Origin of the sequence: Salipiger mangrovisoli (genome assembly GCF_015223355.1) — a bacterium.
GTDB classification, from domain to species: Bacteria; Pseudomonadota; Alphaproteobacteria; order Rhodobacterales; family Rhodobacteraceae; genus Salipiger; species Salipiger mangrovisoli.
In genome coordinates this window covers 181,415-203,296 of record NZ_JADFFK010000012.1, presented here as the reverse complement: position 1 = coordinate 203,296, position 21,882 = coordinate 181,415, and the positions used below count along the sequence as shown (strand labels likewise).

Below are 21,882 nucleotides of genomic sequence, written 5' to 3'. Positions count from 1 at the left end.
GGCGCAACCCTCGAACGGAGAATGCCGCGGGAGAGGCCGCCAGCCCAGTCAGGCTCACACCGCGATCATGGGGTCTAAGACGGTCCTTGGGTCAAATCCGGTTGTGTCCGCGCTGCTAAGCATCCACCCCGGCAGGGCTCTCCTTCGCGGCGAACCGCAGCTTCAAATGGCGCGTTCACCGCCAAGCGGCTTCCGATCCTGCTTGCCACTCATGCGCCGCTGATCGCTGTTCTGCATCTCGATCAAGGGCCCAAGTTGCTCAGGTTGGCTGTGCAACGTCCGGTCATACCCATGGCGAGCGGAACACAGCGCGGGATTGCCGCGTTGGGCTCCGAAATGGAAAGGCGTTTGACATGAAGAGTGTTCTTATCGGCAGCGCCTTGGTGCTCGCCTTGTCTTCGACATCCCTCTCTGCTGCCCCCATCCACACCAAAGCCGATGTCAGCGGCGTGGCAGGGGTCGCGCAAATCTGGCTCGCCAAGGGGAACGGAAATGGCAACGGGCACGGCGGCAACGGCAAAAAGGTTCTTAAGAAGGGCAAAGTCAAAGCCGGAAAGGGAAATTCCGGTCACGGCGCGGCCCAGGCAGGAAATGCACATGCCAAGCCCGGCAAGGGAAATGCTCAAGCTGGCAACGGCAAGCCGAAACATGCGGGAGGACCGCAACCGGGGGTGAAAGGCAAGGCTGTCGCGAAGGCATCGGATGGGAAAGGCAACGGCGCCCACGTCCGCCCCGGCTTCACCCCGGCCGAGCGCGAAAATATCGTGCGCCGTATCGTTTCGACACCGGCTCCCGCAGGCCGCGACATGATACCTCTGGTGGGGGCCACCGCGCTCGCTCTGGCGACACCGCAGTTGCTGGTGGGGGATATCCCCCAGGACGAGCTCATTGCCTACCGCAATTGCCCGCCGGGCCTTGCCAAGAAGGATCCCCCCTGCGTGCCGCCCGGCTTGGCGAAAAAAGGGGTCACCTACGACGAGTGGGCCTCATACGATGAGGACGGATATGACGAGCTCTGGCTTGAACGTCGCAACGACTGGCTCGGCTCCGACTTCCCCGGCGATCCCGATCCCGAGCTTCTCCTGCTTCAGTCGGACCAGATTGCGACCCTCTTCGGTCTCGACCCCGCACCGCGAGGCCAGCGCTATGGGCTGATCGACGGTATGCCGGTCCTGCTCGACCAAGATGATTACAGGTCGCTCCTTTTGGTGAACGAACTGGCACAGGTTGGAGACCTGACGGACGGTGTGCGGATCGCCCCCACGGCCGCCCTTACGCAGGATGAAATGATCGACCTATACCGTTTGCCGCAGCTCGGTACCGGTGACAATTACGCCGTGCTGAACGGTCAGTTGGTGCAGTTGAAGGACTCCGAATATGAGCTGCTGCAGATGCTCCGCATTGCCAGGGCGGTTCTGTAACCGCCGAGGTGTGACCCGCTCTTGAGAAAAGCCCGCGGTTCGACCTCAGCCTGTTTCAGCGGAAGAGATAGCAAACCACCACGCCGCGCAGGAAGCTGAAGAGATGGCCAAGTCGCTCACCGAACTCAGCCTCGGGCGAGCCGAGAGTGGATCAGTCGGACAAACCGAGGCCTTTCTTCTCCGCCCCCGGCATGCCGAGGAACCTTGCCCTCGGCTTCCGGAGGCGGAGCGCGTGCGATGAGGTCAGCTTGACGGCGCTGTCGCAGACTGGGTTTCCCACGCCTGATTGAGCCGCGCGAGGAGATCATCGCACAGTTCAGCCACGCGAGGTGCAATGGGAACGTCCCGCCCGGCCCCGACAGACTTCGAGGAGATCTGATAACGATCTGTCCTTGCAAAACCCTGGTCACCGGCAAAACGCCGGATGGCGTCCGTTTCGACTTTGGGGTTCCGGACAAAGATCTCGTAGGGGACCAGCAGGACACGGGGATCCTCCTGAAGCGCCTGCTGGAAAAAGAGCGTGTTGCGGACATACCAGAACAGCGCCGCGGCATCGGCTTCCGTCGGCACCTCGGCGGCCTCGCGGACCAGCCGGAGGATATCCTCGGGCACGTTTTCCCCGCGCCAATCCTGCCGGTCGTTCAAGATCGCCGACAAGTCGCGGCGACCGTTGTCAGTGCCGAACATCTTGAGGTTCGACCGAACGACATCACGGTAATCGCGAAACATCCAGACGGCGCGGCAGCGCGGAAGACTGTCCAGCAGTGCTCGGGCGTTTTGGCTCTCGACCAGCGGCTTGAGGACGATCAGGTCGGCGGTGTTCTTCGCCAGTTTTTCCTTCACATCCTCGAGCGGACGCAGTCGCAGACCGTCGGCATCTGCCGGGTCGCTCAGCGCGCTTTTTTCGGGGAACACATCACTTCGCGGATCCTGCGACAGCACCTCGCTCAACATGGTTGTTCCAGAGCGCTGGCATCCAAGTATCAGCAACATGCGGCGTTCACCGGGGGGCTGGCCGAACCGCCTTAACTTCTTGACAATTCGCCGTGTCTCTATCGAAGCGCGGTGACGTATCCGAGGCCAGCTCACCGATCTTCCTCTTGCAGTCAAACGCATACACTAGACCTCAAAAAAAATGACATAATCGGGCACCTCGTCTTGCAATGCCACTCACCTCAAATTCTGCCTCTCCGCGGCAGGCTGGTCGCCAACGAGCCCCAGCCTGACTGCCACGGTGACCGGCACGACAATACGTGCCGCAGGAGCCCCCGTGAACTTCTGTCCCCCGAGTTTGTCGGAGAAGGTCGGTTTCCCGAGGATTTCGAAATAGAACCCCGTTGTGGCTCATGCTGCCTTCCGCCGCGGGGGCTGGCAACGATTTTTTGCCGGAATACGCGCTTCCCGGGGCTGCCTGTTGGTGCGGGATGGAACTTTCCCCAAAGCGCGTTGGAAAATTGCGCAGGTTCCGGCGCGCGGAGCGAGCAAGGTCATTGCGGGGCGCGCCGACTGTCGAAGCACGGGGCGCCGAGGCATGCAGTCCAGTGGCGGGTCATCACCAGGGCCGGTGGGGCGATACGGTAGCGCGCCCCAGGCCCTGTCCGTGGCCCTCAGGAATGCCAGCGCGCCAGATGCCCACGCTGCCTTTCAGTCGTGCCATTGCGGAACAACTGGTCGTAGTACTCCTCTTCGACGTGATGGGCCTGAAGCCAGATGCCGGGGGCGTGAATCGCGTCGCAATGCGCCGGGAACCGGCCGTGGGTGTCGAAAATGTAGCTGCAGATGTCGCGGCAGCAGGCGATGACATCCTCGTCGTATTCCGCCGCCTCGGCGAGGTAGCGCGCGCCGAAGTCTCCTTTGTAGATACTCTCGAAGGTGTCTGCGCTCTTGTAGAGACCGCCCGGGCCGAACTTGCCGGCGATGACCGTGTCGACCGCCTCGGACATCGACGCGTAGTTGGGCGGGCATTTGCACCGGATCAGCGCCTCGCCCCGGTGCCGCAGCCCGATGGCGTGGCTGCGCACGTGTTTCATTGCGCGGACCGGCAGGCAGTGCCAGCGCAGCAGGTCCATGAAGCGCCATTTGGGCGAGACATAGTCGAAGCCAAGCATGCTGCCGAACCTGCCGCGGAACTTCGGATCCCCCATCAGAACCGGCGGCGAGATCGCGCCGTGGATCCAGGCGCCGAGCCCCAGCGCCTCCGTCACGAGGAAAAGGTTCTGCATCAGCAAGCTGGCCTCTATCTCGGTGCGCATCTGGTAAACCGCACCCAGCGGCAGCTTGATGTCCTTGTTGAGAAAGCCGTTCTGGATCCATTTCCGCGTCCCGGCCGGACGGTAGAAGTTGCGGTCATCGATCAGGGCGGGGCGGGCCTTGTCCGGCTGGGTGAGCAGATACATCAGCCCGTTGATGTACTGATGCGAAAGATCGACCACCGGGAAGAAGAGGGTGGTGCCGGGCCGGTTCGACAGGAAACGGTTGGAGTCGAGATAGGCGGGAAAGTCGCGCATTCCGCTCGGCACGTCGATCCGGTGGTCGAGCAGACGCACCTTGGCCGCCTCGGCGCGGGAGAGCAGCAGCTCTTCCGACCACGGATCCGCGCCGGGGTCGGGTGGCGGCAGATGCCGGATGAAATAGGTGCCCTCGTCGTTGATCATGAAGAAATAGGTGCCCTGCGCGTTGTCCGGGCTGCCTGCGGTGCGCCCATCCATCACCAGGTTCGGCTTCGACATGATCGGCGCGCCCGTCGTCTCGTCCTGCCAGGGGCGGTCGGGCATGGTCAGCCCGGTGGCCCCGGTTGCCGCGATGAGGATCGCCTCCTCGAGCTTGCCGAGCGGCATCGGCGCGGCCTTCGACCTGTAGGAGGCCGAGCCCGCGGGCACGTCGTAGCCGCGTGGCACGCGGCGGGTGCGGCGCGACCAGAGCACGCGGGCGAGAGGCTCCTTGAGGAAGGCGTCGAGCCCGGAATGCCGGGGGTCGTGGTCTTTCATGGCGGGCTTCTCCTCTCAGCGGCGGTCATGGCACCATCCGCCAGGGCGCGAAGGCGGTGGCGTCGCGCGGCAGCACCGGCCCCAGTTCCGGGCAGTGGCGCAGGATCACGCTGGTCATCGAGTTGCGTTCGATCCAGTCCATGCCGAGCGGCGAGTAGATTTCGGGGCGGAAGTCCACGGTCAGGAAGCGGTCCGACTGCAACCGGCGCGAGGCCATCAGGATGAAGATGCGGAAGGCCGTGTCGGAAAAGCCGAAGCCGGTGGGTGGAGCCTCTCCCAGCAGGCCGACGACCGTGTCCACATGGTCGAGCGCGCCGTAGATCTCGCGGCAGAGCCGGTTGGTCTCGGGATCGGGGGTCAGCTCATCCCAGGATCTGATTTCGGGCATGTGCAGCCCGCGCCGGAAGCCGTTGTAGCGCGGCACGCGGCGTACGCGGGTGCGCATGATGTCGATGACCGACAGGTCGATCACCTCGCCATCGCGTTCGAAGTGCTGAAGCGATCTGGGGAAGTTGTGCAGGGTGATCGCGCCGGGATGGGCGGTGCCGAAGGAATAGAGCGCGTCGCGCAGCCCGATGTCGCGCATCTGGTTGTCGGCATGGACCCCCTGGATGTCGAGAAAGCCGCGGCGCGCCCGCTCCTTGCCGGTCGCGTAGTCGTAGAAGATGTAATCATCCGGGATCAGCGGGTGCATCCGGTAGACCGTGGCGAATTCCTCGGTCAGCGAATAGGGCGCGGCGTGATGGTCGGGCATGGTTCTGGGAATGCCCTTGAGCGCATGCACATCGGTCAGCCAGATGCCGAGCCTCGTCAGCCAGGCGCCCGAGGGCGGCCCGTACCAGTTGGTCTTCATCCCGATGTCCAGTGCCTCTGTGCCGAGGATGGCGGGGGTCCATTCCACCGTGTGGATCTTGGCGATCAGCGCCGAAACGATCAGCCGCGCCGTCTGGTAGAGCCGCTCGTCGTCCCAGTGCGGATAGGCCCGCTGCAATTCGCCGACGAGAAGGTTGTGCTCGCGCGAGAAGAGCGTGTGCATGACCGACAGGCCCATCCACCAGCTTTCGTTGAAGCCGGTCATTTCCATGCCGTTGGTGTCCTCTGGCAGGAAGCCCCCGTCGAGCCGGATGCGTGGCCCCTCGCGCAGCATCCGGGCGCGTTCGGCATCGGCGCCATAGACCTCCGAGCCGTCCCACCAGTGCGAGGTGGTATTGGCGAAGACCCAAGGGTCGGTCGCGCGCGGATGGGGGACGTTGCCCGAGATGCGCATCTCGCGCGCCGCCGCGCCGCCGGGGCGAGAGGACCAGTCGGCATAGGCGCCGGGGATCGGCACGACAAGGTCCTCCTCGCCGAGCCTGCGGCGCTGATGAGCAACCCAGTCGTGCACCTGGAACTGGATCCAGGCGGCGGCAAGAATGTTGAGCGTGCGCGCCGGGATGAAGCTCTTGCGGTCCATCAGTTCGCGGCACACGGTGACGGCGTTGGGCGCGTCGGGCGGGATCGTCTCGAGCGGCATGTTGCGCCCGAAGGCCGCGCCGACCGCGCCCATCTGCGGATCGCTGAGATCGTTGGCGCGCCCGTCGTAGCTGCGGAACGCGCGCTCCTCGGGCAGGCTGCCTGCGGGCAGCGGGCGCGCCGCCGGCGGGGCCTCGCGCGGCTCGGTGTCGATCAGGTTCTTCACCCGCAGGTCATGGCGCAGCGCGTCGAGGTTCAGCAGGCTGACCAGCAGCGGCATGCGGTGCCAGGGCACGCGCTTGTTGGCCTGACGCAGCGCCCAGCGGGTGCCACCGCCGAGCAGCCGGTTTTGCAGCGGCGCGCGTCCGGCGCGCCAGCGCAGCGCCGAACGGTGGTGCAGCGAGGCGTCATAGACCGCCTTGCGCGCGCGGTTGAGATGGCCGAGCGGGCGGAACTCCTCGGTGGTGTTCCACGGGTTGAAGCCGCCATCCTCCAGCGCGCGCTGCTCGGCGATCGCCTCGGGACGGCTGAGGTCGCGCCGGGGCAGGGTGAGCGTCGCGACGAGGATTGGCGGGCTGTCGCGCTCCGCCCATTCCTGCGCGGCGTTCTCGATGGGGGTGAGGTGCTCGCTGACGAAGCGCTGGACGTAGAGCTCGAAGGTCACGTCGCCCGCCGCGATGCGCTGGGCGAACTCGGTGGAGAGGCGGCCCGCCCCGGTGGCCGGAAAGGCTCCCGGCGTGCCGCGCGCGGGCGTGAAGGCGTAGCGCACGGCCTCGGTGCCCCAGCGGATCGCGCCGCGGCTCCAGTACCTTTCGAGCGCCACGCTGTCGCAGGGCCGCAGTGCCTCGCGCAGGTTGGCCAGCATCCGGCGGACCTCGCTGATCCCGAGTTCGCGGCACAGCCCGGCCAGCCCCGCCGCCTTTGACAGCGCGCCGCCCGAAACCGCATGGGCGAAATGCACGAACTGATGCGCGTCGCGGGCATGCGGCACGGGCCAGTTGGTTGCCAGCAGGTCGTGCTGCTCGGCTTCCGAGACCGTCACCCGCACCGCCAGGCCGCGCAGGTCCTTCTCGTCGTCGGACTTGGCGAAGGCGGCGGCGTTGGAAAACCGCACAGCCGCGGGATAGCGGGCGCCCGGCTGCGCAAAACCGACGCGCAGCGCGTCCGGCAGATCCGCCGCGAAGGTCAGCGTCGCGCCGGAGAAGGCGGCGATCGACTTGGCATGGAAGGCGCGGTCGACGTGCCGCGCCTTGCCCGCCTTGCGCGATTTCAGCTGCGCATCGAGCATCAGCTCGGTGAGCTTGAGGAACTCGGCCCGTTCCGCCTCGGGCGAGCCGCCGTGATAGGTCTCGCGCCATCTCACCGTTTCGGCGGGCACCCCGCCATCGCCACCGTCAGACACCGATCCTCTCCCTTATGCCGTGCCAGAGCGCCGAGAGGATGCCCTCGGGGTCCGGGCTGTAGTGGGGCAGGGCGAGCCGGGTGATGCGCGCGTCGATCAGCGTCGGCTTGCCGGAGGCAAGGGCCCTGCGGAACACCTCCTCGAAGTCGTCCTCGTCCTCGGCCCGGTAGCCCTCGGCCCCGCAAGCATGGGCATAGGCCACCCAGTCGGGGTTCGGAAACTCGGTCAGCGCCGTGTCGAAGAAGGCCGAGAGCTGGTAGAGCTTGATCAGCTTGAACTCGCCATCGTTGAAGATGACCCAGACCACCGGGATGTCATGGGCGACGGCGGTCATCAGCTCGAAGCCCATCATCAGGTAGCTGCCGTCACCCACCGCGGCGACGACCGGGCGCGAGGGATCGCCGAATTTCACCCCCAGCGCGCCGCAGACGCCGATGCCCATCGGTCCGTAGGTGCCCGGCTTGCGGAAGTTCTGACCCTCGCGCATCTCGAGGTAGTAGCCGCACCAGGCCGCATGCGCCCCTGCGTCGGCCAGCACCACGCCGCGCGGCGGCAGATTGCGCGAGATGGCCTGCACCATGCGCCCCGGATGCAGGCCCTTGTGCACGCCGATCACGAAGCACTCGTCGTAATCCTTCGGCCGGTGGTCGATCTCGGGCCTCGGTCCGATGCTCGTGTCGAGGCGCGCGTGCAGCGCGGCGAGCGCCAGTTTGGCATCCGCGACCACGCCCGCATCCACCTTGTAGACCTTGTCGATCTCGCCGGGGTCGATGTTGATGTGGACAAGTTGCCTGCCGGCAAAAAGGTCCTCGTTGAAATCGAAGGTCGCGTGCTGGGCGAAGGAATTGCCGATCGCCAGAACCAGCTCGCTGTTCTCCCAGATGTCGCGCGCCGCCTTGTGGCCGCTGTCGCAGAAGATGCCGATCGCCAGCCGGTGCTCCTCGTCGACGATGCCCTTGCCGTCCATCGTGGTCAGCAGCGGCAGTTCGAACCTCTCGATGAAGCGGCGCAGCTCGGGGCCGGCGCCCGCCCGGATCGCGCCGAAACCCGCCAGCACGCAGACCCGGTCGCCCCGTGCCAGCGCGTCCTCGAGCACGATGGCCGCGGCCTCGATCTGCGCCGGATCGGCGGCGACCGGCTCGGGCCGGACCTCGATGCGGCGGAAGTTCGGCACCTCGACGCCGCGGCCGGTAATATCCTCGGCGATGGCGATGTGCACCGGGCCGGGCCGCCCCGCGAAGGCGACGCGCAGCGCGTGTTCGAGCGTGTCCATCAGCCTTTCGGGATCGGTCACGAGGTAGTTCGCGGGTTTGCCGGTGGCTGGATCGGTCTTGCAGCAGGCGTCGAACATCATGCGCGAGTTCGGCGTGCGCGCGCGGCCCGAGGTTTCATTGAGCCCGCCGCGCCCCTCCCAGGCCACGGTGGAATAGCCGCTGATCGCCAGCACCGGGTAGCTGTCGGTCAGCGCCACGCACAGCCCCGAGATCAGGTTGAACGCGCCTGGCCCGGCGGTGGCAAAGCAGACCCCCAGCCGGTCCGAGAACATCGCGTAGCCGCAGGCCATGAAGGCCGCGGCCTGCTCGTTCTTCGCCAGGATCGGGCGGATCTTCTTCGAGGCATCGAGCGCCAGCATCAGCCCTGCGGCATTTTCCCCGGCCCCGCCAAAGGCCGCATCAACGCCGATGTCGGCCAGTGCTTCGACAATCGCTTCGTAGACACGCATTGCAACTCCGTGGAGCGATGCGCCGGATGAGCCGTCGCCGCGGCCAGACACCGGCGGGTAGAGCGATAAAATCACGTTGGAAATATCCACCACCTTAGCGCGAAACCGCCGAAAAATCCATCGCTCTGGGTGTAAGGTATTCCTCCATTCGACCTCGCCAGACCGTGCGCGGCGACGGAATTTCATCGAAAGGCGGGCCGACGCTCGTCCGCCGCGCTCTGGCACCTATGTGTTTTGACCTGAAGCGCTGTGCAGTATATTGGGACTGCAATCCAAAGAGGCATTGCTCGTGACCAGGTTCATCTTCTCCTTCTTCGGGGCCATCTTCAGCGTCATCACCCTTGGGCTGATGGCGATCGCGCTGTCCATCGGCGCGGTGTTCTGGATCTATGGCCGCGACCTGCCGAGCCACGAGAGCCTGGCGCAATATACCCCGCCGACGATCAGCCGCATCTATTCGACAGAAGGCAAGATCATCGACGAGTTTGCGCAGGAACGGCGCCTGTTCACCCCGGCGGACCAGATCCCCGACATGGTGAAACAGGCCTTCATCTCGGCCGAGGACAAGAACTTCTACGAGCACCATGGCTACGACGTGCGCGGCATCGCCGCCGCCGTGGTCGATGCCGTGCGCACCCGTGGCCGCGACGTGCGCGGGGCCTCGACCATCACCCAGCAGGTGATGAAGAACTTCCTGCTCTCCGGCGACCGCAAGATCGAGCGCAAGATCAAGGAGATCATCCTTGCCTCGCGGCTCGAGGAGACGTTGAGCAAGGACAAGATCCTCGAGCTCTACCTCAACGAGATTTTCCTCGGCCAGAACTCCTACGGCGTGACCGCCGCGGCGCAGACCTATTTCAACAAGAGCCTCTCGGAGCTCGCCCCGCACGAGGCGGCGACGCTGGCCTCGATGCCGAAGGCACCCTCGGACTTCCACCCGGTGCGCAACAAGGAGCGCCTGCTCGAGCGGCGCAACTACGTGCTGCGCGAGATGCGCGAGAACGGCTACATCGACGAGGCGACCTTCGAAACCGAGCTGGCCGAGCCGCTGCGCTCGGTGCAGAACGGCGATTTCGAGCCCTACCAGCATTCGCTGCCGCCGCGAGACTATTTCACCGACGAGATCCGCCGCCAGCTGACCTCCGAGTTCGGCGAGGGCGAATTCTTCTCGGGCGGCCTGTCGGTCCGCGCCACGCTCGACCCCGAGATGCAGGTCGAGGCGGCGCAGTCGCTGCGCATCGCGCTCGAGGATTACGACCGCAGCCTGGGCCGCTGGCGCGGCAGCGGCAAGACCATCGCCGAGGACCAGCTCGGCTCGGAAGAGGCCTGGCGCGCGGCGCTGTCCTCGGTTGCCGTGGCGCGCGACATCGATCTCGACAGCCAATGGTATCCGGCGGTGGTGCTCGAGGTCGGCGACAGCCAGATGCGCCTCGGGATCGAGGGCGTTGCGGACACTGCCGAGCGCCCCACCGTGGTTCCGCGCAATGACATCAGCTGGGCCAAGGGCGGCTTTGGCGACAACTTCAAGCGCGGCGACGTGGTGCACGTGCGCGCCATGACCGACGACAAGACCGGCGAGTTCATCCGCTGGACGCTGCGCCAGGTGCCGCGCGTGCAGGGGGCCTTCATGGCGATGGACGTGAACACCGGCCGGGTGATCGCCATGCAGGGCGGCTTCAGCTACCAGGACTCGGTGTTCAACCGTGCCACCCAGGCGCTGCGCCAGCCCGGCTCGAGCTTCAAGCCCTTCGTCTATGCCGCGGCGCTGGATTCGGGTTTCTCGCCCTCGACGATCATCATCGACGCCCCGATCGAGATCGACACGCCGCAGGGCGTCTGGCGGCCGAAGAACGCCTCCAACACCTATTACGGCCCGACGCCGCTGCGCACCGGAATCGAGCAGTCGCGCAACCTGATGACCATCCGTCTCGCCCAGGAGATCGGCATGGACACGGTCGCCGACTATGCCGAGAAGTTCGGCGTCTACGATCACATGGGCCGGGTGCTGGCCAATGCGCTCGGCGCCGACGAGACGACGCTCTACAAGATGATCTCGGCCTACGCGATGTTCGCCAACGGCGGCGAGCGGGTCGAGCCGACGCTGGTGGACCGGGTGCAGGACCGCTACGGGCGCACCGTCTACAACCACGAATACCAGAAGGGCAACGAGCGCAGCTGCCTCGACTGTGCCGATCCCAACCTGCCGCCGGGCCGCGGACCCGACATCCGCAACAACCGCGACCGGATCATGGATGCGGTCACCGCCTACCAGCTGACCTCGATGATGCAGGGCGTGGTGCAGCGCGGCACCGCCTCGCGCACGGTGAACCTGCCGGTGCCCACCGCCGGCAAGACCGGCACCACCAATGACGCCAAGGATGTCTGGATGCTCGGCTTCACCTCCAACATCGTCGCGGGCTGCTACATCGGTTACGATACGCCGCGCCCGCTGGGCCATGGTGCCTCGGGCGGCGGCATGTGCGGACCGGTGTTCAACCGCTTCATGCTCAAGGCGGTCGAGAAATACGGCGGCGGCCAGTTCAAGGTGCCGCCGGCGTGCAACTTCCTCAACATGGACCGCTTCACCGGCGCGCGCCTCGGCCCGGACGCCTCTGGTCCGAACGTGGTGGCGGAATGCTTCCGGTCGGGCGAAGAGCCGCTGTTCGGCATCCAGCTCGACGGTGGCTGGGCGATGAGCGGCAATTTCGACATGATCCAGCCCGACGGCTCGACCCGCCCGCGCGAGGTCACCACCTCGACCGGGCGCAAGGCCACGGTGGGCCCGAAGGCCTCCTTCGGCACGCTCAGCTCGGGCGGCCTCTACTGAGAGCAGCCCCGCAGCGGACTGCACGCAAGGGCGGAGGGAGCGGTCCCTCCGCCCTTTCTCTTTCCGGCTGAAAGGCCGCTGAGGGGCGCTGCCCCTCTTGGCCTTCGGCCAATTCACCCCGGCGTATTTTCAAAGAGAAGAAGGGCTGCCGGCGTGCGGACGATCTCTTCCGGCTTCTTCTCTTTCCAAATACGCGTGACCACCGTTGCCGCCCGCGCGGCGCCGGGGGGACGCGCCAAGAAGAAAGGCGGGGAGCCTTGCCCCCCGCCTTTGCCGGTTCCTCGCCTTATGCGTCAGCCTCAGCCTCAGCCTCAGCGGCCGCGGATGCGCGGGTCGAGCGCGTCGCGCAGCCCGTCGCCGAGGTAGTTGACCCCCAGCACGGTGAGCGAGATGGCGATGCCGGGCAGGATCACCCGCTCGGGGAAGTCCTCCATCCGCGCCACCGCGTCGGCCAGCATCTTGCCCCAGGTCGGGAAGTCCGAGGGGAAGCCCACGCCGAGGAACGACAGCGCGCTTTCGGTGATGATCGCCGTGGCGAGGCCCAGCGTCGCCGAGACCATGATCGGCGAGAGCACGTTGGGCAGCAGGTGGCGCTTGATGATCTGGAACGGCTTGGTGCCGATCGAGCGCGCCGCCAGCACGAACTCGCGTTCCTTCAGCGCCAGAACGTCACCGCGCACGATGCGCGCCGTGGGCATCCAGGAGGTGATGCCGACCACGGTGACGATCAGGATGAACATGCCGCCCTCGGGGCCGAAGCTGGCGCGCAGCGGCTGGCGGAAGAGCGTCACAGCGACCAGCAGCAGCGGCAGGATCGGCAGGCTCAGGAAGAGGTCCGTCAGGCGCATCAGCGGCCCGTCGAGCTTCTTGAAGTAGCCGGCCAGAACGCCGATCCCGGCACCGATCACCAGCGACAGGATCATCGCCGCCCAGCCCACCGCCATCGAGGCGCGCCCGCCGGCAATCAGCTGCGAGAGGTTGTCGCGGCCAAGCTGGTCGCTGCCGAGCGGATGCGCCCAGCTCACCTTGGCGGTGCTGTTCCAGAGCGCGGTGTAGATGGGCCGCATGTCCTTGGCGCGGATGTCCAGCGCCTGCGGATCGAGGGTCCAGAGGTAGGGGCCGAGAAGCACGCCGAGGGTGATGAAGAGCAGGAAGAAGGCCCCGACCATCGCGCCCTTGTGCTTGCGGAACTGCGACCAGACGTCCTTCCACTTCGAACGCGGGGGTTTGTCGGGGCCCTTGTCGCGCAGGGCCTCGATCGGTGCGGGGGAGGCGGGAACGGGCTCAGTCATAGCGGATCCTCGGGTCGAGAAGGCCGTAGAGGATGTCGGCGATCAGGTTGAAGACAACGATCAGCACGGCGAAGATGAAGGTCAGCGTCATCACCATCGGCAGGTCGTTGGCGAAGAGCGCGGTGATCAGCAGCTGGCCGATGCCGTTCACCTTGAACACGTTCTCGGTGATGATCGCGCCGCCGAAGATCGCCGGCACGCCGAGCGCGATGACCGTGATCACCGGGATCATCGAGTTGCGCAGCACGTGCACCATGACCACCACGGCCTCGGACAGGCCCTTGGCGCGGGCGGTGCGCACGTAGTCCTGGTTGAGGTTGTCGAGCATCGAGGCGCGCATGTAGCGCGACAGCTGCGCCGTGGTCTGGAAGGCCAGCACCATGACCGGCATGATCATCTGCATGAGCTGGACCTTGAAGCTCGCCCAGTCATGCACGACGTGCGTCGTGTCGTAGATCGACGGGAACCAGCCGAGGTAGACCGAGAAGATCACGATCAACAGCGGGCCGGTGAAGAAGGGCGGGATCGAGAAGCCGACCATGGTGATGAAGGTGCCGGCCTGGTCGAAGACCGAATATTGCCGGTAGGCCGAGTAGATGCCGATCGGCAGCGCGATGAGCACGCCCACCACGTAGCTGAGGCCGACGACCCAGAGCGTCTGGGGGATGCGCTGCAGCACGATGTCCATCACCGGCGAGCGCGTCTGCCAGGAGATCACCCGCAGCTGGCCGTTGTAGAGATGGGTGTCGGGCAGCCAGCCGAGCAGCCAGCTGTCGCGGGTGAGCCAGTCGATGAAGACCTTGGGCTCGATCCAGAACACCTGGACCAGCCATTTCCAGTATTGCACCAGCGCCGGTTCACCGACGCCGAGCGCCTCGCGCATCTTCTGCTTCACCTCGGGCGGCACGGTCAGCGGCACCTGCGCCATGGGATCGCCCGGCGCGAGTTGCAGCAGCATGAAGATCACGAAACTGATGAAGAGCAGCGTCGGGATCGAAAGGACGAGGCGGCGGATCGCATAGGTCAGCATGGGCGGACCTCGCGGGCGAGGGCGCGGGCGAGGCGGCGCTGCGGATGCAGCGGCGTCGTCCGGCACCGGGCATGGATGCGGGCTGTGTGCGTCATGTCTTCCGTGTCGTTGAAGTGGGGCCCGTGCCGGGGCACCGGCGGTCGCCGGCGGGCGGCGGTGGCCGAGAAGAACGACCGGCCGCGCGGGCGGGGGTCGATGATCCGGAGAGGTGAGGTCACGGGCAGACCTTCCAGAAAGGGGCAGGCCCCCGCGCGTGGCGGAGGCCTGCGTGTCACGGCATCAGCCTTTGACGCGGAACCAGTCCGCGGCGTTCCACAGCTCGCTGTCCCAGGTGTTCAGGATGACACCGCCCAGCGTGTTGGAATGCGCCGAGACGCGGCCACGGTCGACCAGCGGAACGATGGTCATCGTTTCCTTGGTGATGATGTCGTTCAGCTTCTTGGCGATCTCGCCGCGCTTGCTGAGCTCGCCGGTCTTCGCCAGCTCGTCGAGCAGCGCGTCGTATTCCTCGTTGCAGAAGCGGTTGATGTTCTCGCCCTGCCACTGCGAAGACGGCTTGGGCTCGTTGCCGCAGCGGTACATCTGCAGGTAGGACTGCGGGTCGGTGCCGTCGAAGTTGTTCGCGTACATCTCGATGTCGGCGTAGAACTTCTGGAAGGTGTCGGGCGAGCCCGGATCACCGCCGAAGAACACCGAGGCGTCGACGTTGCGCAGCTCGGTTTCGACGCCGATCTGGCGCCACCAATCCTTGATCAGCGCCTGGAAATCCTGGCGCACGGCGTTGGTCGAGCTCTGGTAGAGCAGGCTCAGCTTCATGCCGTCCTTCTCGCGGATGCCGTCGCCGTCGCTGTCGGTCCAGCCGGCTTCCTCGAGCAGCGCCTTGGCGCCGTCGAGATCCTGGGTGAGGCACTCGGTGTTGTCCGCCGAGGCGTAGAGCTCGGGCGCGGGCACGAGGTTGCAGGTGGCGCGGCCGGCCTGGCCGTAGCCGATCTCGGTCAGCAGGTTGCGGTCGATCGCCATCGACAGCGCCTTGCGGACCTTGAAGTCGGACAGGATCGGGTGCGGGTGGGCCACCGTCGAACGCTCGCCCTCGGGCAGGTTCGGCGACGGGTCGGTCATGTTCATCTCAAGCCGTTCGACCAGGGTGCCGAAGGCCGAGACCGGGGTGCCCTGACCGCCTTCTGCCATGGAGGCGAGGACGTCGGGGGCCAGCTGCAGGTTCCAGGCGTAGTCGAACTCGCCGGTCTGCAGAACCGCGCGGGCCGCGGATTCCGCATCGCCGCCGCCTTTCAGCGTGGCGGTCGCGAAGGCGGGCTTGGCCGGGTCACGGTAGTTGGGGTTCGCCGAGAGCGAGATCACGTCGTTCGGCTTGAACTCGTCGACCTTGAACGGGCCGGTGCCGATCGGGTTGAAGTTCGCCTCGGTGCAGGTCGAGGCCGCCGCGCCCACGCAGTTCTCGAACTGCGCCTTTTGCAGAATCGGGGACTGGCCACCCATGAACGGGCCGTAGGGGTTCGGCATGGCCTCGTCGAAGTTCACCACGACGGTCAGATCGTCAGGGGTGTCGATCGACGCGATGTGGTCGAACTTGGCCAGCTGCGCGCAGCCGCCCTCGGGGTTCATGCAGTAGTCGGCGGTGAACTTCACGTCGGCCGAGGTGACCGGGGAGCCGTCGGACCACAGCAGGCCGGACTTCAGCTTCCAGGTGATCGACTTGAGATCCTCGGCCACGCCGCCGTTCTCGACGGTGGGGATCTCTTCGGCCAGGAAGGGCACCAGGGCGCCGGTCTCGGTGTAGCGGCCCAGCGGCTCGAGCACGAGCGAAGAGGCCTCGATGTCCTTGGTGCCGCTCGACAGGTACGGCGTCATGATCGACGGCGCCTGCCAATAGATGATGTTCACGTGCCCGTCCGAGCCGCGCTCCGCCATGGCGGCGGCGGGCGCCAGCGCGAAGCTGGCTGCGGCCCCGAGCAGAAGGGTCTTCATTTTCATAGGTCACTCCCTGTTATCGACCTAAGACCGGTTGGTCTCTTCTTTGTTGCAGCGGGAAAATCGCGTCAGCCCGGCCTGTTGGGGTCCGACGTTCACAATCCTCTGATCCCGCTTGGCGGTCATCGAAGCAGAACACGCGCAAAATGCAAGCATTGCCTTGGGGTCACCGCGTCCTTGGGTTTGACAGCTCGCGGATGCTGCCTTTAGCGTTTGCACTGACACTGACGGAGAGCCCCCAATGCTGGACAACCCGATCGCGCGCATCGAGCGCCTGCGCGTGGAATTCGAGACGAAAGACGGTCCCGTTGCGGGTGTCGAGGATGTGAGCTTCGATATCGGGCCGGGCGAAACCGTCTGCGTCGTCGGAGAATCCGGCTCGGGAAAATCGGTCAGTTCGCTGTCGCTGATGCGGCTGATCGAGTTCGGCGGCGGCGAGATCGCCAACGGGCGCCTCATTTTTGATCGCAAGGACGGCGGCGAGACCGATCTTGCGCAGGCGTCTCAGGATGTCATGCGCGACATCCGCGGCAACGAGATCGGGATGATCTTCCAGGAGCCGATGACAGCGCTCAACCCGGTGTTCACCGTCGAGCGCCAGCTGACCGAAGGTCTGCGCGTGCATCGCAACATGACCAAGGAGCAGGCGCAGGCGCGCGCGCTCGAACTGATGCAGCAGGTGCGAATCCCCGAGCCCGAGCGGCGGCTGAAGCAGTATCCGCACGAGCTTTCGGGCGGCATGCGCCAGCGGGTGGTGATCGCCATGGCCATGGCCTGCAAGCCGCGCCTGCTCATCGCCGACGAGCCGACCACCGCGCTCGACGTGACGATCCAGGCCGAGATCCTCGCGCTGATGGACCGGCTCAAGCGCGAGACCGGCACCTCGGTGATGTTCATCACCCACGACATGGCCGTGGTGGCGCAGATGGCCGACCGCGTGGTGGTGATGTTCCGGGGCAAGAAGGTCGAGGAAGGCACCGTCGAGGAGATCTTCGAGCGCCCGCAGCACCCCTATACCCAGGCGCTGCTCGCCGCGGTGCCGAAGCTCGGCGAGATGCGCGGCAAGCCGCTGCCCGAGCCGATGCGGCTGCTGGGCCGCGATCAGGACGAGATCAAGCCGATCCCCGGTACCGACCAGCCGCTGCTGACCGTCGAGGGGCTGACCACGCGTTTCGCGGTCAAGGGCGGCTTCTTCCGCCGGACCGTGGCGAATGTGCATGCGGTCGAGGACGTCAGCTTCACCGTCAACAAGGGGCAGACCCTCAGCCTCGTTGGCGAGTCGGGCTGCGGCAAGTCAACCTGCGGACGCTCGATCCTGCGGCTCGTCGAGCCGATGAAGGGCAGGGTGATGCTCGATGGCGTCGACGTGATGGGGCTGGGCCCGAACATGCTGCGCGACGAGCGCCGCGAGATGCAGATGATCTTCCAGGATCCCTTTGCCTCGCTCAATCCGCAGATGAACCTTGCCGACCAGGTGGCTGAACCGATGCGCAATTTCGGCACCCACAAGGGCTCCGAGATGATGGACCGCGTGGCGATGCTCTTCGACCGGGTCGAGCTGCCGCGCAGCTTCATGCGCCGCTTCCCGCACGAGCTCTCGGGCGGCCAGCGCCAGCGCATCGCCATCGCCCGCGCGCTTGCGCTGAACCCCAAGCTGATCGTCGCCGACGAGGCGGTCTCGGCGCTCGACGTGTCGGTGCAGGCGCAGGTCGTCAACCTGATGATGGAATTGCAGGCAGAGCTGGGGCTCTCCTATCTTTTCATCAGCCACGACATGGCGGTGGTCGAACGTGTCAGCCACAAGGTTGGGGTCATGTACCTGGGCCGGATCGTCGAGATCGGCCCGCGCGCGGCGGTCTTCGAGAACCCGCAGCACCCCTACACAAAGGCGCTGATGTCGGCTGTTCCGATCGCCGATCCGCGCCGCCGCAAGTCCGAGAAGGACCTCAATTTCAAGCCCATCCCGTCGCCCATTCACCCGGTCGGCTACGAGCCCGAGCCGAATGTGTACCAGCAGGTCGGGCATGATCATTTCGTGCTTACTTCCGCCTCCGGCTACTAAGGGTTGTGGTTGCGTCACGGCATTTCTCTGCCGATGACGAGAAAATTTTGGCTTGGAGGTGGATCCCGGAACGTGGGATGATTATGCACGATGCAACGAAGCACAGACACGAATCTGTGCCAGGCCCGAGAGCAGAAGGCTAAGAACAAGCGTGCAGACAGACGTCGCCAGCGGCAACATCGATGGTGTCGGGACGACACTGAAACCCTTCCAGTTCCGGGGGCGGTTCCTGACCGCTCTGGCCCTGCGCTTGAGCACGGCGCCAGATGCCCGGTTCTACGAGATGCTGGCCGACCGGCTGGAGAAGACCCCGAACTTCTTCACCGACGCGCCGGTGATCATCGACCTTGAACAATCCCAGGCCGCGGTGACCCCAGAGGCGCTGACCGAGCTGGTCGCTGACCTGCGCCGCCGCGAGCTTGCGGTGTTCGGCCTGCAGGGCGGCGACGAGGCGCTGCGCGCGGCCGCCGCCGGGCTTGGGCTGATCTCCGTGACCGGCGGACGGGATGCGCCGCTGCGCGGGGCGCTGCCGAGTTCCGAGCAGAAGCGCCCGCAGCGCGTGTTCCAGCAGGAACGCCCGCCGATGCCGGAAGCGCAGCCTGCGCCCGCACCGGAACCCGAACCCGCGCCGATCCCGCAGCGCGTCGCGCCGGAGAACAAGATCGTCACCATGCCGGTCCGCTCGGGCCAGACGGTGATCGCCGACAAGGGCGATCTCACGGTGGTCGGCCCGGTCAGCTCGGGGGCCGAGCTTTTCGCCGCCGGCAACATCCACGTCTATGGCCGGATGCGCGGCCGCGCCTTCGCCGGCATCGACGGCGACGAGAACGCCCGCATCTTCTGTCAGTCGCTCGATGCCGAGCTGCTGGCCATCGCCGGCCTTTACCGCACGTCCGACAGCCTTGGCGCCGACGTGCGTCACAAGATGGTGCAGATTTACCTCGAGGACGAGCGGCTGATCGTCGCGCCGTTCGGATAACCTCGGCATTCAACAGGAGCCGCCAGTGAGCAAAGTAATCGTTGTGACCTCGGGCAAGGGTGGCGTGGGCAAGACCACGTCCTCGGCTGCCATCAGCGCCGGTCTCGCATCGCGCGGGCACCGCACCGTCGTGATCGACTTCGACGTGGGTCTGCGCAACCTCGACATGATCATGGGCTGCGAGCGCCGGGTCGTGTTCGATTTCATCAACGTGATCCAGGGCGACGCCAAGCTGAACCAGGCGCTGATCCGGGATCGCCGTCTCGACAACCTCTACGTGCTGCCGACCTCGCAGACCCGCGACAAGGACGCGCTGACCCAGGAAGGCGTCGAGAAGGTGCTGAACGAGCTCCGCGAGGAGTTCGACTACATCATCTGCGACAGCCCGGCGGGCATCGAGCGCGGCGCGCAGCTGGCCATGTACTACGCCGACGAGGCCGTGGTGGTGACCAACCCCGAGGTCTCCTCGGTGCGCGACAGCGACCGCATGCTCGGTCTGCTCAGCTCGAAGACCGCCCGCGCCGAGCGGGGCGAGGAAGACCAGATCAAGAGCCACCTGCTGCTCACCCGCTTCGACCCCAAGCGTTCGGGCGACGGCGAGATGATGTCGGTCGAGGACGTGCTGGAAATCCTCGCGATCCCGCTGCTCGGCGTGATCCCGGAAAGCCCCGCGGTGCTGCGCGCCTCGAACGTCGGCGTGCCGGTGATCCTCAACGAGAAGTCCCGTGCGGCCACCGCCTACGAGGAAGCCGTCGCACGGCTCGACGGCGAGGACCTGCCGATGAAAATCGAGGGTGAGAAGGTTCCCGGGCTGATGTCCCGTCTCTTCGGGAGGAGCGCATGAATCTTTTCGGGTTCACCTTCAACCGCAAGCCAAAATCCTCGGCCCAGGCCAAGGAGCGTCTGCAGATCCTTCTCGCGCATGAGCGCGGGTCGGGTCCCAGCGCCGACTTCCTGCCGCTGCTGCAGCGCGACATCGTCGAGGCGATCAAGCGCTATGTGCAGGTGAGTGACGATGCCGTTGGAATCCGCATGGATTCCATCGGTGACGTCTCCAGCCTCGAGATCAACATCGAGCTGCCGGTCGACCAGAAGACCGAGGCCAAGCCGGTCGAGAAGAAGGCGGGCGAGAAGAAAGCTGCGGCAAAGGGCTGAGGCCCTTGCCGTGACGACCGCGGCGGCATCGGGCCGCCGCCCTGTGGGCCCCGGCCCGGCGCGCCGAGCGCGCGCGGCCCACGTCGAGGGGGCGCTGCCCCCGTCCGCCTCCGGCGGACTCCCCCGGGATATTTCTGCCTAGAAGAAGGGGCGGGCGTTTCGCTCTTGCCCCGGTTCGGCGTTTTCGGTAGCCCGGCGGCTTTCCATCCTCGGGGAGCATGTCATGGCGGATGCGGGCTATGCGGGCGGCGACTGCCTGGCAATCGATTTCGGAACCTCCAACTCTGCGGCGGGGATCGTCGAGGGCGGCGCGGTGCGCCTGCTGGAGATCGAGGCCGGTGCCGAGACCCTGCCCACGGCGGTGTTCTTCCCCGAAGACGGCGGCATGCGTATCGGCGCGGCGGCCTCCGAGGCGCTGATCGCCGGCGAGGAAGGCCGTTACATGCGCGCGCTGAAGAGCGTGCTCGGGACCGGGCTGTTTCATGAAAAGCGGCTGATCGGCGGCAGGCGGCGGACCCTGGCGGAGATCGTCACCGCCTTTCTCGTGGAGATGAAGACGCGGGCCGAGGCGCAGACCGGGCGGAGCTTCCGCCGGGCGCTGTCGGGTCGTCCGGTGCATTTCCACACCCGTGATCCCGAGCGCGACGCCCGCGCCGAGGAGGACCTGCGCGGGTGCTATCTTGCTGCCGGGTTCGAGGGTGTCGAGATGATGTTCGAGCCGGAGGCGGCAGCCCTGGCGAGCCGCATCGCCGAGGGCACCGGGGGCACCGGGGGCACCGGGCTGATCATCGACATCGGCGGCGGCACCTCGGATTTCACCGTCTTCCGCAGCGCGGGCGACGGCATTGCGATCACCGCCAGCCACGGCATCCGGCTTGGTGGCACGGACTTCGACCACGCGGTCTCGATGCGCCATGCCATGCCGCTGCTCGGCCTCGGCGGCGCGCTGCGGCGCGACTTCGGCGAGGGGCTGCTGCCGGTGCCGAACGCGCTTTACGTGGATCTTTCGACCTGGGCGAAGATCCCCTTCCTTTATTCCCGCGACACCGAGCGGGCCGTGGCGGAGATGCTGCGCCTTGCCGAGGCGCCGGAGGCGATGCGACGATTGCAGGCGGTGATCACCGACGAGCTGGGGCATGAGTTGGCCTTTGCCGTGGAGCGCGGCAAGATCGATGCCAACTCGGGCGTTGCGGGGGCGCAGATCGCCATGGGGATGATCGAGCCGGGGCTCGGCGCGAGGATCACCGCAGGCACGCTCAATGCCGCGCTCGGCGAGGCGCGCGAGGCGCTGCGCATGGCGATCTACGAGACGCTGATGCTGGCGCAGGTCTCGCCCGCGCAGGTGGACAGCGTGGTGCTGGTCGGCGGCTCGAGCCTGATGGCGCTGGTCGAGGACGAGGCGCGGGCGGTCTGTCCGGGCGCGATGCTGCGCCGGTCCGAGGCCTTCACCGCGGTGGTCGACGGGCTCGCCTGGGCGGCCTCGGGCCGCGGCGTGGCGCGCGCCTGAAACGCGGGCGGGAGCGCCGCTGCGGGGCATGAATGCGCGGAGACGGCGGTGGGGCC

Annotated in this window: 14 protein-coding genes; 7 read left to right on the top strand and 7 right to left on the bottom strand. The window is 66.4% G+C overall.

Translation table 11 applies throughout. The annotated features are described in order from the left end of the window. Positions 1-353: 353 nt before the first annotated feature. Complete coding sequence (locus tag IQ782_RS16890; RefSeq protein ID WP_194135832.1) at positions 354-1,421, top strand: hypothetical protein; 1,068 nt, start codon at positions 354-356, stop codon at positions 1,419-1,421. Between the two features lie 243 nt (positions 1,422-1,664). Here the strand turns inward: IQ782_RS16890 and IQ782_RS16885 are convergent, their stop codons facing one another. From IQ782_RS16885 to IQ782_RS16870, 4 genes are all read right to left on the bottom strand, one after another. Further along, entirely contained in the window at positions 1,665-2,414 is a 750-nt protein-coding gene (locus IQ782_RS16885) for a sulfotransferase family protein (protein WP_194135831.1), read from the bottom strand. Positions 2,415-3,028: 614 nt separating this feature from the next. Continuing rightward, complete coding sequence (locus IQ782_RS16880) at positions 3,029-4,408, bottom strand: hypothetical protein (RefSeq protein WP_194135830.1); 1,380 nt, start codon at positions 4,406-4,408, stop codon at positions 3,029-3,031. A 25-nt stretch (positions 4,409-4,433) separates the two neighbouring features. Then, positions 4,434-7,262, bottom strand: coding sequence for a peroxidase family protein (locus IQ782_RS16875; RefSeq protein ID WP_338092601.1), 2,829 nt, complete (start codon positions 7,260-7,262; stop codon positions 4,434-4,436). Further along, positions 7,255-8,985, bottom strand: a complete 1,731-nt coding sequence (locus tag IQ782_RS16870) for a thiamine pyrophosphate-binding protein (RefSeq protein ID WP_194135829.1) — start codon at positions 8,983-8,985, stop codon at positions 7,255-7,257. Before IQ782_RS16870 ends, IQ782_RS16875 begins: the two co-directional genes overlap by 8 nt. Positions 8,986-9,274: 289 nt before the next feature. Between IQ782_RS16870 and IQ782_RS16865 the strand changes: the two genes are divergently transcribed. Beyond that, a complete protein-coding gene (locus IQ782_RS16865; RefSeq protein ID WP_194135828.1) occupies positions 9,275-11,812 on the top strand; it encodes a PBP1A family penicillin-binding protein in 2,538 nt (845 codons plus the stop codon). Between the two features lie 311 nt (positions 11,813-12,123). On the opposite strand, the gene IQ782_RS16860 is transcribed toward IQ782_RS16865, so the two are convergent. The 3 genes from IQ782_RS16860 to IQ782_RS16850 form a co-directional block, all read right to left on the bottom strand. Next, on the bottom strand, positions 12,124-13,104 hold the full coding sequence (locus IQ782_RS16860; RefSeq protein WP_194135827.1) for an ABC transporter permease: 981 nt from the start codon (positions 13,102-13,104) through the stop codon (positions 12,124-12,126). Next, entirely contained in the window at positions 13,097-14,134 is a 1,038-nt protein-coding gene (locus tag IQ782_RS16855) for an ABC transporter permease (protein WP_194135826.1), read from the bottom strand. The genes IQ782_RS16860 and IQ782_RS16855 overlap by 8 nt, the downstream gene beginning before the upstream one ends. 279 nt (positions 14,135-14,413) lie before the next feature. Then, the gene (locus tag IQ782_RS16850; RefSeq protein WP_194135825.1) at positions 14,414-16,126 is read right to left on the bottom strand and encodes a peptide ABC transporter substrate-binding protein; all 1,713 of its coding nucleotides are present in this window, start codon (positions 16,124-16,126) and stop codon (positions 14,414-14,416) included. 238 nt (positions 16,127-16,364) lie between these two features. Here IQ782_RS16850 and IQ782_RS16845 point away from each other — a divergent pair, with 238 nt between their 5' ends. From IQ782_RS16845 to IQ782_RS16825, 5 genes are all read left to right on the top strand, one after another. Further along, a complete protein-coding gene (locus IQ782_RS16845) occupies positions 16,365-18,185 on the top strand; it encodes an ABC transporter ATP-binding protein (protein WP_194135824.1) in 1,821 nt (606 codons plus the stop codon). A 151-nt stretch (positions 18,186-18,336) separates the two neighbouring features. Next, positions 18,337-19,164 (top strand): septum site-determining protein MinC, encoded by an 828-nt coding sequence (gene minC / locus IQ782_RS16840; RefSeq protein WP_194135823.1) that lies wholly within the window; start codon positions 18,337-18,339, stop codon positions 19,162-19,164. Positions 19,165-19,189: 25 nt separating this feature from the next. Then, positions 19,190-20,008 carry a septum site-determining protein MinD gene (gene minD / locus IQ782_RS16835; RefSeq protein ID WP_092429866.1) on the top strand — a complete coding sequence of 273 codons (819 nt, stop codon included), beginning with the start codon at positions 19,190-19,192 and terminating at the stop codon, positions 20,006-20,008. Then, positions 20,005-20,319 (top strand): cell division topological specificity factor MinE, encoded by a 315-nt coding sequence (gene minE, locus IQ782_RS16830; protein ID WP_194135822.1) that lies wholly within the window; start codon positions 20,005-20,007, stop codon positions 20,317-20,319. Before minD ends, minE begins: the two co-directional genes overlap by 4 nt. A gap of 223 nt (positions 20,320-20,542) precedes the next feature. Beyond that, positions 20,543-21,826: an Hsp70 family protein gene (locus IQ782_RS16825; RefSeq protein ID WP_194135821.1), complete on the top strand. Its 1,284-nt coding sequence runs from the start codon at positions 20,543-20,545 to the stop codon at positions 21,824-21,826. Positions 21,827-21,882 lie beyond the last annotated feature (56 nt).

Excerpts from the sequence above, each read along its gene's own strand:
- IQ782_RS16855 (WP_194135826.1), bottom strand. The coding sequence starts at position 14,134 with ATGCTGACCTATGCGATCCGCCGCCTCGTCCTTTCGATCCCGACGCTG.
- IQ782_RS16860 (WP_194135827.1), bottom strand. The coding sequence starts at position 13,104 with ATGACTGAGCCCGTTCCCGCCTCCCCCGCACCGATCGAGGCCCTGCGC.
- IQ782_RS16890 (WP_194135832.1), top strand. The coding sequence starts at position 354 with ATGAAGAGTGTTCTTATCGGCAGCGCCTTGGTGCTCGCCTTGTCTTCG.
- minE (WP_194135822.1), top strand. The coding sequence starts at position 20,005 with ATGAATCTTTTCGGGTTCACCTTCAACCGCAAGCCAAAATCCTCGGCC.
- IQ782_RS16825 (WP_194135821.1), top strand. The coding sequence starts at position 20,543 with ATGGCGGATGCGGGCTATGCGGGCGGCGACTGCCTGGCAATCGATTTC.
- IQ782_RS16850 (WP_194135825.1), bottom strand. The coding sequence starts at position 16,126 with ATGAAAATGAAGACCCTTCTGCTCGGGGCCGCAGCCAGCTTCGCGCTG.
- IQ782_RS16880 (WP_194135830.1), bottom strand. The coding sequence starts at position 4,408 with ATGAAAGACCACGACCCCCGGCATTCCGGGCTCGACGCCTTCCTCAAG.
- IQ782_RS16870 (WP_194135829.1), bottom strand. The coding sequence starts at position 8,985 with ATGCGTGTCTACGAAGCGATTGTCGAAGCACTGGCCGACATCGGCGTT.
- IQ782_RS16885 (WP_194135831.1), bottom strand. The coding sequence starts at position 2,414 with ATGTTGCTGATACTTGGATGCCAGCGCTCTGGAACAACCATGTTGAGC.
- IQ782_RS16845 (WP_194135824.1), top strand. The coding sequence starts at position 16,365 with ATGCTGGACAACCCGATCGCGCGCATCGAGCGCCTGCGCGTGGAATTC.